The 13,865-nt window shown below is 32.7% G+C and carries 9 protein-coding genes and 2 pseudogenes; 7 read left to right on the plus strand and 4 right to left on the minus strand.

Going from position 1 to position 13,865, the window contains the following annotated elements; translation table 11 throughout:
- Window positions 1-5 precede the first annotated feature (5 nt).
- Both WYK_RS17400 and WYK_RS17405 read right to left on the minus strand, forming a co-directional pair.
- A complete protein-coding gene (locus WYK_RS17400) occupies window positions 6-1,793 on the minus strand; it encodes an alanine--tRNA ligase (RefSeq protein WP_040375737.1) in 1,788 nt (595 codons plus the stop codon).
- 92 nt (window positions 1,794-1,885) lie between these two features.
- Window positions 1,886-3,046: an alanine--tRNA ligase-related protein gene (locus WYK_RS17405; RefSeq protein ID WP_040375738.1), complete on the minus strand. Its 1,161-nt coding sequence runs from the start codon at window positions 3,044-3,046 to the stop codon at window positions 1,886-1,888.
- Between the two features lie 242 nt (window positions 3,047-3,288).
- Between WYK_RS17405 and WYK_RS17410 the strand changes: the two genes are divergently transcribed.
- The 3 genes from WYK_RS17410 to WYK_RS17420 all read left to right on the plus strand — a co-directional run bounded on the left by WYK_RS17410 (window position 3,289) and on the right by WYK_RS17420 (window position 6,626).
- Window positions 3,289-4,173: a class I SAM-dependent methyltransferase gene (locus WYK_RS17410; protein ID WP_040375739.1), complete on the plus strand. Its 885-nt coding sequence runs from the start codon at window positions 3,289-3,291 to the stop codon at window positions 4,171-4,173.
- A 2-nt stretch (window positions 4,174-4,175) separates the two neighbouring features.
- Window positions 4,176-5,207 (plus strand): asparagine synthetase A, encoded by a 1,032-nt coding sequence (locus tag WYK_RS17415; protein ID WP_169732067.1) that lies wholly within the window; start codon window positions 4,176-4,178, stop codon window positions 5,205-5,207.
- Between the two features lie 393 nt (window positions 5,208-5,600).
- Window positions 5,601-6,626 (plus strand): S66 family peptidase, encoded by a 1,026-nt coding sequence (locus WYK_RS17420; RefSeq protein ID WP_040375740.1) that lies wholly within the window; start codon window positions 5,601-5,603, stop codon window positions 6,624-6,626.
- Between the two features lie 34 nt (window positions 6,627-6,660).
- On the opposite strand, the pseudogene WYK_RS24130 reads toward WYK_RS17420, so the two are convergent.
- Window positions 6,661-7,983, minus strand: a pseudogene (locus tag WYK_RS24130) (IS3 family transposase).
- A gap of 194 nt (window positions 7,984-8,177) precedes the next feature.
- Between WYK_RS24130 and WYK_RS25775 the strand changes: the two are divergent.
- The gene (locus WYK_RS25775) at window positions 8,178-8,372 is read left to right on the plus strand and encodes a hypothetical protein (protein ID WP_235782551.1); all 195 of its coding nucleotides are present in this window, start codon (window positions 8,178-8,180) and stop codon (window positions 8,370-8,372) included.
- Window positions 8,373-9,241: 869 nt separating this feature from the next.
- Window positions 9,242-9,808 (plus strand): annotated as a pseudogene (locus tag WYK_RS24135) (ATP-binding protein); the annotation flags it as partial.
- 199 nt (window positions 9,809-10,007) lie between these two features.
- Here the strand turns inward: WYK_RS24135 and WYK_RS17445 are convergent.
- Window positions 10,008-10,565 (minus strand): recombinase family protein, encoded by a 558-nt coding sequence (locus tag WYK_RS17445; RefSeq protein WP_040375741.1) that lies wholly within the window; start codon window positions 10,563-10,565, stop codon window positions 10,008-10,010.
- Window positions 10,566-10,959: 394 nt separating this feature from the next.
- On the opposite strand from WYK_RS17445, the gene WYK_RS17450 reads away from it, so the two are divergent.
- Together WYK_RS17450 and WYK_RS17455 are read left to right on the plus strand one after the other, a co-directional pair.
- Complete coding sequence (locus tag WYK_RS17450; protein WP_040375742.1) at window positions 10,960-12,393, plus strand: hypothetical protein; 1,434 nt, start codon at window positions 10,960-10,962, stop codon at window positions 12,391-12,393.
- A gap of 182 nt (window positions 12,394-12,575) precedes the next feature.
- Window positions 12,576-13,364: a S1 family peptidase gene (locus WYK_RS17455; RefSeq protein ID WP_040375743.1), complete on the plus strand. Its 789-nt coding sequence runs from the start codon at window positions 12,576-12,578 to the stop codon at window positions 13,362-13,364.
- Window positions 13,365-13,865 lie beyond the last annotated feature (501 nt).

A 13,865-nucleotide genomic window follows, 5' to 3' on the forward strand; every position in this document is an offset into this window, starting at 1 on the left:
AATCCCTATAAAAGAACAGCCTTAATTCGACGTACCCCACTTGAAGAACTTTCTTCTTTCTTAATTTTAAAGATACCTAATTCCTCTGTAGACTTGGTATGTGGACCGCCGCAAATTTCTTTAGAGAAATCACCAATTGAATAAACATTTACAATATCCCCATATTTAGATTCAAACAGGCCTATAGCTCCCTCCTGTTTTGCTTCCTCTACAGTCATTTGTTTATTTACAATTGAATAATTACTTCTGATTGAGTCATTTACCATTTCTTCTACCCTTGTTATTTCTTCTTTAGTTAATTTACGATTAAAAGAGAAGTCGAATCTTAATCGTTGAGTAGTGATATTACTACCTTTTTGTTCAATAGAATCTCCTAAAACTCTTCTTAACGATTCATGTAACAAATGTGTAGCAGTATGAAGTCTTGTAGTTTCAATACTATTATCTGCTAACCCACCCTTAAATTTTTGTTCCGCTCCAAGTTGTGATTTTTTACGGTGTTCATCGAAATAGTCTTTATACGCTTGAACATTTACTTCATATCCTTTTTCACTAGCAAGTTCAAGTGTTAATTCAATTGGGAAACCATATGTATCATACAATTTAAATGCACTTTTCCCATCTATTTCTTTAGTCTTAGAATCTAATTTATCAAGCATCTTCTGAAATTCTTTCATACCTTGTTGTATCGTTTTATTGAATTTTTGTTCCTCTTGCAATACTTCATGTATGATCTTAGTTTCATTTTCTTTTAATTCAGGATAAACTTCCCCATATTGATTTATAACTAATTCACAAATTTTCGTTATGCTTCCAGTTGGTATTTCTAACAAGTTAGCATGACGAATTGCTCTTCTTATTAATCTTCTAATTACATATCCTTGATCAGTATTAGATGGAGTTACCCCTTGTCTATCACCAATTATAATAGTTGAAGTTCTCAAATGGTCTGCTATGATTTTTAATGATTTTTCTTCGTTTTCACCAAATAAGTTCTTACGAGATAGTTTTCTTGTTTGTTCCACTATATCTTTAAACAAGTCAGTATCGTAAATAGTACCTCCATTTAGAGCAATTAAAATTCTTTCAAGACCCATCCCTGTATCTACATTCTTTTGGGATAAAGGGCTGAAGAGCCCGTTTTCATCCTTAGAATACTCCATAAATACATTATTCCATATTTCAACGTATTTACCGCAACTACAAGAAGGATCACAAGCTTCAGAGCATTTTGGTTTACCTGTATCGTAGAACATTTCTGTATCTGGTCCACAAGGTCCAGTACTTCCAGCAGGACCCCACCAATTTTCCGATTTGGGCATAAAGAAAAGATGGTCCTCTGCAACACCTAAGCTTCGCCACAGGCTATACGATTCTTCATCTCTAGGAGCATCGTTGTCTCCCTCAAAAACTGTAAAGTAAAGTTTTTCTTTTGGTATATCTAACCACTTAGCGGAAGTTAGAAACTCCCAACTCCAATTAATAGATTCTTCTTTAAAATAGTCACCTAAAGACCAATTTCCTAACATTTCAAAAAAAGTAGCATGTGTATCATCGCCAACCTCTTCTATATCTCCAGTACGAATACATCTTTGAACATTAGCTATTCTAGCTCCCCTTGGATGTTTCTCACCTAAAAGATAAGGTACTAATGGTTGCATTCCAGCAGTAGTAAATAAGACCGTAGGATCATTTTCCGGTATTACAGAGTAATCAGATATTACTTTGTGCTCCTTTTCGGTAAAAAATTCAAGATATTTTGTCCTTATTTCCTTAGATGTATAATACTTCATAAAAAACCCTCTTTTCTGGCTATGTTATCTAAATTTGTAAATGATAGTTACTACTAATTAGAATAAACTGAAAAACTGTCTTAGACAAGGATTTATTCTCTAGTATCTTCCAGAATAGCAGTTGCAATGAATATTGGTAAACCAAAAGTAGAAATTACCTTCTTAATCAAAAAACTATCATCTAAATCTATATTTTTTATAATGAATTTCCTTGCTTGAGATGCCCCTTTATATAAACTTTTAGTGTATTTTTGCATTTCTCCTATTACGATAATATTATTTTTATCATTAATTTCTGAAATGGAATTTTTAAATATGAAAAAAATACTTTCATATACATCTTGAATCTGCATAACGTTTTTATCATTGAAAATAATTATTTCATTAGTCAAATGTCTAATTAATGATTTGAGTATGTATCCCTCTTTTTTGTTTCCTGGTGTAACTTCTTCTTCAATTAACTTAAATATACCTCTTATAAGATTGATTAATTTTTTTGAAACATCTTGTTCAAACCCTAATTCAACGAGATTATCAACTAACTCCTTAAATTCTGGTAATAAGTATGCATCATTGTAGAAGTTACAAGATGCTAACCTTTCAATACCAATGCCTGTATCAATATATTTTCTATCACTAATTTCACTCTCAATAATTATTAAATTTCCAAACTGGATGTATTTCGAGCAATTACATTTAACATCGCACTCCGGACAACATTTTAATAAGGATGGATTATCATAGACAAATGTTAAACCTCGACCTATAAAATCATACCCCTCACCATAGGTCCATCTTGTTGAATACTGACTGTTCTCTCCTCCCTTTAAAAAGACCATATTACCACTTAATTCTGACTCTAACCAAGCAGTTTGTAAATCTAAATCATCAATGTGTATTACTCCAAATATCTGACTAGAAGGCATTTCACAAATATCTACGAAAAAAGATATTAAATCATTTAATACCTTATCTATAGAATCCATCATAGCTATATTTCCAATCATTTTAAAATACAACATCAATGAAGAATTATTCAAGTCACCATTAGATCTAAAACAGTCTTGTATAAGTGCAGTATCTGGAATAACTTCATTGTTTTGAATACTTTTTTTAAAAAGTGCAATTGTTGAATTCATCAGTAAAAGAGTTGAATCATCCTTAGGAATTATAGACTTATTTTCAATAATTCTGTAATTACTTTTTTTACTAAAATCAAGATATGCCGTTGTTAATTCTTCAATTTCACTCATAGTGTCCACCCCATGTTTCTATTATTTCCAAAATAGAATAATTATTTTTAAGAATATTCCAAAATAATTAATCTATTAATTATTTCATCGACAAAATTGTAACAAAATTTGGTTTAAAGTACAAATAAATATAAAAATAGAATTTTATGTAATTTTATTGACAATATTATCTAGATTGTAATATAGTAAAAAATGTAATTTATACAATTTTGCAAAAATAGATAATGAGAGGTTTTGATAAAATGACAACAAAGTTAATTAACCCATCAGCAATGTCTTATGTAGATTTATTATCTTACATAGAAGAAGTAAACCGGTGTCCGGGCGGTAAACGTACAATTAACAATATTGTATCGAAGTCTCTACTATCTGATGACGCGCAGGTATTAGAAATCGGTTCAAATACAGGATTTACATCAATTGAAATTGCCAAATTAAAAAACTGTAAAGTAATTGGGATCGATGTTAATCCTCAAGCTGTTGAAAAATCAATGTATCTTTTATCGAAAGAACCAAAATCAATTCAAGATAGAGTTTCTTTTAGAGTAGGAGATGCAGCAAACCTGAATTTTGATGACAATCAATTTGATTTAGTTGTAACAGGTGGTGCAAATACTTTTATACCAGAAAACGATAGAGAAAAAGCTTTGTCTGAATATAGAAGGGTTCTTAAACCCTATGGGATGTTATCTGTGACTAATCTTTTTTACCACGATACAGTACCTAAAGAGGTTTTAACTAACTTGAGGAATGTTTTAGGTTTTGAGGTAAAACCTTGGACAAAATATTACTGGTTAGATTTGTTACTCAAGTCGGGTTTAGAACTTTACTCTTATGATGAAACTGAAATGCAAGCGAGGTCTTCAGAAGTATTAAATCAATTTACATCAAAGCTTATTGATGATTCCCCTGCCTTGGCTAATTTTGATGACGAAGTAAAGTCTAACTTTAAAGATCGTTGGTTCGAGATCATGAATGTTTTCAATGAAAATCATCGCTATCTTTCTTTTATGACTGTTCTTCTACGAAATCAATATGTAACTGAACAACAGGAATTATTTTTAGAAAAAGATACTATTGATCCATGGAATCTTAAAGGGCAATTTTTATGGGAGGTGGACAAATAATAATGAGTATAATGACTAAATTGAAGCTCGAACCACCAAAAAGCTGGATTAACGCAGACAAACATTACAAAGATGCATTAGAAAGCGAATGGTATAAAAAATTAGTGATTTTACAAGATGAAATTAATCATTCTTCATGGGGATTTTTCAGAGAAAAAGGAATACGTACAGTTAGTCTTCCTATTACAACTGGTTCAGTAACTAGCCCGATGGGACTTGGAAGTGATTCATTACCTGTTAAAGTTAACTTAGAGGGTATTGACACCTATTTATCTGATTCAATGCAATTCCATCTTGAATATCTATTACGCTATTTAGAAGATGGTGTTCATTACATTATGCCTTCTTTTAGAGGGGAGCAAGCGGATGAACGTCATTTATGCCAGTTTTATCATAGTGAAAGTGAAATAAAAGGTGGAATTGAAGACGTTATAGAATTGGTAAATGAATATATTTATCAACTCTGCGTAGACTTACTCAACAGAATTCCAGATGTAATTGAAGAATTTGCAGGATCACTAGATCACGTAAAAAAAATTATTCAAAAACGTATGCTTATAGATAAAATTACTTTTGAAGAAGCTGTAGTACTTTTAGAAGATAATCCAGAGTATATTCAACATCATCCTGAGGGTTTCCGAACTATTACTTCTGAAGGTGAAAAAAAATTAATACAGGATTTCGGTGGCATGTTATGGGTTAGCCATTATGATTATATATCGGTTCCCTTCTATCAAGCTGTCGATGAGACAGGAAAATATGCTATGAACGCGGATCTTTTGTTCGGCATTGGTGAAGTTGTTGGGGCAGGAGAAAGACATACAACTGGCAAAGAAGTAAGAGATTCTCTAAAACTTCATGAACTAGATGAGAAAGAATATGAATGGTATTTATATATGAAAGAAAACTTTCCAATTAAAACAGCCGGATTTGGTATGGGTGTTGAAAGATTTCTTCTTTGGTTAACACAACAAAACGATATTCGTGATTTTCAAGTCATACCAAGATTTAATGGAGTTAATATTACTCCATAATATTTATCAAAATTTATTTTTAAAGGGGAAATTTCCAACCTTCCCTTATTTTCAAAAAAAGAGAGTTAGTAGTGCTAACTCTCTTTTTTTGCTGAACTCCATTTTAGTGTTTTGTATATCGCTGCCATATATATTTAAAAGAACACTATCTATAACTACTAATTACATGGTTAATAAGATGAGAGAAGACTCAAATGTAATTAAACTTTAGTATTAACATTACTTATATATAATCTCAATTATTCATTATTACGGATTAATTTACAGGAAAGTTAAAGTTTGACCTTTATAGTTTATTAGTTATTACTTTAATTTTTTGTGATTAATGCAAAGAAATCAACAAGTCAATTTCTTAAATTACAAAATATCCCATAAAGATTCGAGGAAAAGAAAATGAAAAAAATCAAATTACCCCCCCCTTTAAAAAACGGGGATCAAATTGCATTATTTTCACCAAGTAGTGCTGGACAAATAAAATTTCCCAAACAATACGAATACGGAAAAAAAGCTATCAGAGATTTAGGTTATACAATTTTTGAACCTGATAACAATAATGATGATGATCTCACTTATCGCACTACTTCCCCTCTTAAAAGAGCAGAACAATTACATGATATGTTTAAAAATCCGAACATAAATGGAATTATATGTAATATAGGGGGGTTTAATACTATTGAAATGCTTCCATTCCTTAATTTTGACTTAATCGAAACAAATCCAAAATTTATTTGTGGGTACTCAGATAGTAGCGTTTTATTAAATGCTATTTTTTATAAAACGGGTGTCATTACCTTTCACGGCCCTATGATTATCTCTAGTTTCGGTGAATACCCTAAGCCGTTTGATTTTACAGTTAATCATTTTCAAGCTATGTCTCAACAAATAATAGAACTTCCTCATCATTTTACACATCCTAAGGAGTGGACAGATGACTTTATTGATTGGACTGGCCCAGATTGGGGAACGAGAACTAGGACTATGACTAACAATAATGGACCTATTTGGTTCCATAAATGTGAAAGCATTAACGAGGGGAAATTGGTAGGAGGAAACACAGATAGTCTTCTACATATTTTAAACACGGAGTACTTTGAAATTGAAATGAATTCCATATTATTTATAGAGGACATTGCTGTTTCTATAGAAAAGTGGGCTATGATGATTTGGTCTTTAAAACTGAAAGGTGTATTTAATAAAATTAATGGGTTACTAATAGGTAAAATTGAGGGCATGCCTAATAATAAACTCTTACAAATGAAATTGATAATTTCAGAAATTCTTGAATTAGAAGGAATTTCTATTCCCGTTGTTGCTAATTTAGACATTGGACATACTGCCCCCATGAATACTTTACTGATTGGATCCACAGTTTCAATAGATTCAGCTAAAGAAAATATAATGATAAAAAAACTATATTAATGAAGTAATCTCATAAATAGATAATAAAAAAAGACTAGGTTGCTTGAAGAAGATGATTTCTGAATTGAACAGGGGTCATCTTTTTTAAATCCCATTGGTATCTATAGTAGTTGTAATAGGTTATATCACTTAATCTCTTTCTTCAGTTCCTCTAACGTTGTACATGTTTTAATAAAGGATTCATCTTTAAAGTGACCAAAGAAGGATTCGTGTGGGGCATTATCCCAACAGTTGCCTCGTCTGGACATAGATTGACCCAACTTATATTTTTTTACTAGTTTTTGATAAATATAGTGGAAGCCTTGAACAGAGTGAATAAAGGCCTTCTTGGTTAGTTTGACTTTTTTCTATTTCGTTTCAATTTGTGCAGCGTATTGGTTGCGATAACTAGTAGTCCATTCAGAAACATGATAGGCTAAAATCTCATTGGTGGATCCATCTTTAATCGTTGATAGTTAAGCTTTTTGTCCTTTTCGATAAAAAAGATCGGTGATGTCTGTCAGTCATACTCTTCTTGGTGTAGACTGTTTAAACTCCCGGTTTAATAAATTGGATACCACTCTGTGTTCTTTGGTGGCTTTCAACATTTTTTATAAGGGTTGGGTCTTCAAAGAGGACAAATAATCTCGTATTTCTTCATGATTCGTCTAATTCGTTTTACATTATAGGTCGTGTTAAATCCCCCTTGTAAGGTCAACTTAATTTGTCGAGCCCCCTTATAACGGCCCTTCAAATGATAAGCTTTTAGGATGTCTTCCTTCACCAATAGTCCTTCTGCTTCCTTTATGTCCTGCGTTCTTGAGACGCGGTTGTCCAATAGTTATAGTAGCCTGCACGCGATACGCCAGCTATTTCACATAAGTAACTGACCATCCTTTTAAGGATGTATTTAATGATGAGTAAATAGATGAGCCGGGACCTTTGTTCAGCTGATAGCTTTACTTCTTTCGCTTCATCCACCTTTCCAAGAATTCGATTTTTTTTAGAGATCATTCTCTGCCTTTAATAACTTGTTTTGAGCTTCTACTAGTAGAAATTTTTCCTCCAGAGATCATTCTTTCTGGCGAGATCTCCCTGAACTCCCTTTTCTCGTATCTTTTAGGCCCATCGATCCTTTCTCTCTTTAGGCTTTTAACCATCTATTAAAGAATGAACGGACACGCATGATTCCTACACTTACTATATAAAATCTGCACGCCCCAAAAATATCTCTAGACAACTTTCCTTTTTCATTTTTTGCGATAAAAACCTGCTTAAACTCATCTGTATACGTAATCGCTTTAGAACTAACTGTCTTCACATATGGGTTAGTTGATAGTTGTTTGATATCTTTAACTGTAAAAATCTTCTCACTCATTTTTTCGTGTCTCCAATTTCTGTAACTGCTAGACTATAATAAACAGTTTCTGATAAATGGAATTGAACACTCTTTATCCAATTATTGGTTCAAATAAGCTATGATAAAAAATCATTGTTAGCTGGAAGATCTGAAAGGTGGAAAAATTACTTTTGATTGTTTAAGTGCACCAATTAAAAAAACAGGGCTTTAAAGTGGCAGACATTGCAAAAAAATTAGAGATTTCTAGAAATACAGTTTACAAATACTTAGATATGACTTTTGATGAAGCAACGAATTGGATGATTGCTCTTGGTAGAAGACAAAAGAAGCTGGATCCCTATCGGGATAGGATAGTCACTTGGTTAAAAGAACATCCTGATCATCCGCACAAATTGAAGAATGGTTAAAAGAACGTTATCCGTCGTTAGAAGTAGGGGCCAGTACGATTCGGAGTTATGTAAGTGATCTAAGAGACATCTAACATATCCCTAAAATGATTCATCCTCGAATGCACGAGGCAGTTGAAGAGCTGCCAATGGGACAACAGGTACAGGTTGACTGGGGAGAAATCACAGGTAAAAACACTGAAAATAAAGACATTAAATTATACTTCATGACTTTTGTCCTCTCCCACTCTTGGTAAAAATATGTGGAGTGGTTAGACAGACCTTTTACAACAAGAGATACGATTCATTGTCATGAGAAAGTATTTTCTTTCTTTGGAGGAATGCCAAAGAAATCGTTTATGATCAAGACCATCTAATAACGGTAAGTTAAAATGCGGGAGATATTGTCCTGACTGGTGAATTTTAAGCCTATCAAAAAGAACGAGGATTCCGGATTTACTTATGTAGAAAGGCTGATCCACAAAATAAAGGAAAAGTAGAAAACGTAGTAAAATACGTGAAAATGAATTTCCCCAGACATCGGGTGTTTTCGAATAGAAATTCTTTGAACGAAAGTTGCCTAGCCTGGTTAAAAAGAACGGGGAATCATAATGTACACTTTACAATTAAAAAGAGACCGGTAGAAGTGTACGCCCTCGAAAAGCAACACTTAAAACCAGTCTCATCTTTACTCTCTTTCGAGAGCAACCATGGTTCTAGTATATCAAGAACCATCCACAAGGACAATGTGATTAAATATAAATCTAATCGTTATTCCCTCCCGATAGGAACGTACCGCCCAAGGGGAAATAATACAGTCTATGTCGAGGTTAGAGAAAAGGAACTTATCATAAGAGCAACTCCGGAAGGAGATGTACTAGCTAAATACAGATGAAAAAAGCATAGAAAAGCAATTAAAGGCAGCCAAATTTCCTTACCATAAAACATTAGACGATTATCAAATTAATATCAACCATCACTTAATTCAATTGAAGGAGCTTAATTGGCTAGAGCAACAATACAATCTCATTCTATTGGGACCACCCCACCATCTGGCAATTGGAATGGGTATAGAGGCCATTCATAAAGGATACAAAGTCTCATTTATGACAATGGGTGATCTTATACATCTATTAAAAACAAAAACAAAAGAGTACATAAGGAAATCGCATACACTGCGAAAAAGGGTATATGAATCAGATATGGTCATCGTTGATGACTTAATGTACATGTCCATGGATCCACGAGAGGCTAATTTATTCTTTCATCTTGTAAATGAGTTATATGAACGAAGTTCAATTATCCTTACCTCAAATAAAGCCCCTGATCAATGGGGAGAATTGATGAACGATCAAGGAATAACTACGACAATCCTTGATCGTTTACTTCATAGAGCGGAAGTGATTCCACTTCATGGAGATAGTTATAGAATTAAACATAGAGATTCTATTTTTTAAACAGAAAATGTTCATATTTAATGAGTAAAAAGTGTTCAAAGTCACTTGCCGGTTACAATTTCCACTTTTCTTTCGTTTATTATACAAAAAAATACCCTATAGAGTAGACTTTTTTAAGTGTCTACTCTATAGGGTATAGTTTATTCAAATAGGTGTTCTTTTTCCGTGTTTCTTCTATTATATATTGCTTTACTAACTCCTAACTACGGAATTGTTTTCTTTTAGCTCGTATAAGGGTACTCTTCGAAATTCCGGTCATGTTTTCCACTTGCTTATAGGAATCAGACTCTAATAATTGCAAAGCATGTTCAATCTGTTTCTTACTAAACTTTTTAGGTCTACCTTCTCTAAAATCTTCGCGCAGTTTCGCAACGGCTTTCCCTTCTTGTGTACGCTCCACAATCATATCCCGTTCAAACTCTGCAAAAGCACTCATTACGCTAAATATCAGTTTTCCTGTAGGAGTATTCTCTACTAAACCCATATTTAAAATATGTACATTTACTCCCTTTTCAAATAAATCTTTTATGGTCTTAAGCGCATCCATCGTCGATCTTGCAAAACGGTCCAATTTGGTAACGACTAATGTATCCCCAACTTGCAGTAAAGATAGTAATTCTTGAAAATGCGGGCGATCTGATTTGGTGCCTGTGAACTTCTCGGAATAAATTTTTTCACATCCTTCTTTTTCTAATGCTTGAAGTTGTGCTGCCAAATCCTGGTTGACTGTGCTTACCCTTGCATACCCGTATTTCATGTTCTATTTCCCCTTTTTTCGCTATATTTATAACCCTAAGTTATGACACCTGTCTATCTACTGATATTACTACACTATAAAAAAGGGGTCAAATCTTTTAAGTTATGACACCTAAAACTTTATACAAATAAACAGAATTTATAAGAGATAAAAAAGAAAATGCATTTGTGAAGGAACAACAAAAAGCTAAATTAGTGTAAATATAATTTTTACTCTAAAAAAACCACTACTTTTTTTAAAACTCATGCGGTGAGACGCTCTACAGTGAATTAACTACCCATAAGACTTATTTACCTCCTATTCGATACAAAATATGTCGGTATAATCACTTCAAATGTATTCCATTAGAGAAAGACTTGTTATAATTAATGGGGCAAAGTTTAGGGGGACACATATGAATAAAAGCGAGATAATCAATTACTTAAAATCTAAAATACCTGACTACTCAGTTGAAGCTAATGTAAATAAGCATATTCTTCAATATTCAGTACATGTTCACCCATTTATCACAAGAGGAGCTTTACATCCCTTTATAAAAAATCTGGTAAACGTATTAGATAAAATAGAGCAGGCTCTTCCTGATAAAAATTATGCAAAAACTACTATTGATAGAATAGCTAGTTATAACAAGGATAATTTTGAGCAAGTAATACAGACTTTTTCAGAAATTACTATGTTAAAAAGGTTAGTTACTGTTGCAACGCCACCGGCAACAATTACATTTGATCCTACGGCAAAAAAAGGTGGGAAAAACCCTGAGTATAGAGGTTTAGTAAAAGACATATATTTTGCTATAGAGGTTAAAACTGCAAGTTTATTTAACTTTACTAATGCACGCCAAACAGGATTACAGATAACGAGTAGATTTAAAGATGAGGAACGGGATATACTCAATAAAGGTGGTAAAATAGTTAATTCTAAAGCTTTAAAAGTGAAGGATTATTTAGAAAGTGCCGACGAAAAATTTGAACAATACAGGCAAAAAGAAGAATATAAAGATGATTTCCGTCTTCTCTGTATTTTTTGGGACGACTATATAAATGAACCACTTAGTGCTCTGGCTAATCCTGAATCTGGCTTATTAACCGAAAACACTTTTTACAAGGATTCCCGTTTTGAAAATGTTGATGGAGTAATTGTTATAAGACATTTACATCAATTTTTCAGGATGCTTAGGTATGGTGAAATGGTTCATTATGGACAGGAAGGCGTTCATGATGCTTTTGATTATGTTAACCCAGTAGTTGATTCACTGTATTTTCAAAACCCATTAGGAAGACGACTTCCAGGGGAATACCTTACACTATTTCAAGTTAGTCTTTATTTAGAGGATGATTTTCATGTTGCAGAATACAATCCTACCGATTTTGTAGATTGGAGGTCAATGATTTCTGTTACAGGTATGTATAAATTACCAGAAGAAGTTAGAAAAAAAGTTTTATCATATTTCCTTGGAAGATTGTCCTCGAATGTAAAAATACCTTATGAAGACATAGCGTTTTATGGAAATATCAGTATAGATAAGATTTACGTTTCTTTACAAGAAGAAGATCATGACGAAAAAATATTTGAAGAGAAATTCTTTTCGAGGATTGAAAGTAGTTTAAATTTATCTAAGGGAGCAGCTAACAATCCTCAGACACTTAAAGCAGTTGAAATGGAAACGCGGAGGCGTTCTTTTAATAATAACTTTTGTATGAATGCTTACGTAAAAAATTGCCTAACACCTAAAGAAGAAGATTGCCCATGTGGTTCCACTAAGTCGTTTGAAACTTGTTGTTCGGTAAAATTAAAATACTATGATTATACTAATTACTACGATTTGTAGATTTTTAGGACGGGAGCGATTACTCAATAAAAGTAGTCGTTTTTTTTTGTTGGAATCCTAAATTACAGCCATTTAGATTTTTTTGAATGAGATACAATCTAACAATGTCACTTTAATAGAGAGAGATTCGGAACCAAATTCCAATCCAATCGTATTAAAACAAAGGACAGGGAGGTAAAAGCATGAGTGAAAAAGAAGATATTATTATACCTGATGATTATTCTTTGGCATCCTACTTCATAGAAATGAAATTTAATGAACAAAAGATTTCATCTGGAACGTGTTTTTTTTATAGAGAAGAAAATCGAGATTATTTAGTTACAAACCGACACAATGTTACAGGTAGGCATAATGAAACAGGTGATTTATTATCAAAAAGAGGTTCAATTCCTAATATACTAAGTATTCGATTAGTAATCGATAGTGACGGTCCTAATGAATGGGCGTTCCACGATATACCATTAATAGATGAAGAAGACAATCCTTTATGGATTGAGCATCCGAATTATGGTAAAAAAGTCGATGTTGTAATTCTTCCTATAAAATTGCCTGATCATTTAATTTATTACCCTATAAATATATTAGAGGAACCTTTAAATGAAAATACAAAGGCAAGGGTAGGACAGGATGTATTTATTCTTGGGTATCCGTTTGAAATCAGCAGTGGAGGACTGCCAATATGGAAAAGAGCAAGTATGGCAAGTGAGCCTGAATTTGATATTGATAATCTTCCTAAGATGTACGTTGATACAGCTTCACGGTCAGGAATGTCTGGTTCGCCAGTAGTTATAAAGGAGCGTAGGCCAGTAACAATTATGTCCAAAAAGGAAGGGGAATTTAGCCGTTGCTACACAAAACTTATCGGAATTTACTCAGGTAGAATTGGTGCAAAAGATGAACTCGAAGCCCAATTAGGAATCGTATGGAAGTCTGATTTAATACCAGAGATCATTAAGTCACTTAATAAATAATAAGTATATAAGATCTGGAATTCCTTTATTAAAGTAAAGGGTAGGGTTTTAGTTCAAGAATATGACTGTCGGTAGATGGTCTTTTTTTCCGTGGGCGCCTTGATGGACGTCCAACGATTTATCGTTATTTAGAAAAACAATAGAAATGAAGAAACCCAGCTAATCTTCTTTTATGAAGGTAGCTGGGTTTTAAAGTTTCATGTACAAAATAGCACTTAAAATAAGTGCAAATTATCTCCTAAAGTTACAAAAGTGCAAAAAAACCATTTAACGGATATAAAAACTTTTAATTGTTTAAAAATTCATATAAATAAATGCTCTACAACAAGATTAAATCTTTTTCTACTAACTATCTGTAAATGCAAAATACAGAAGTTTATTATCATTCTCTAAAGAAAATAACAGAAATTATTTCTTTTGGAGTAGTTAAGTAATTTTGCTTTAACCGAATGAGAGAACTCTAATGCTATTTATTCTTATAATGAATGTAGCTGAGTTTAA

This window comes from Peribacillus psychrosaccharolyticus ATCC 23296 (genome assembly GCF_000305495.1).
Lineage (GTDB): Bacteria > Bacillota > Bacilli > Bacillales > DSM-1321 > Peribacillus > Peribacillus psychrosaccharolyticus.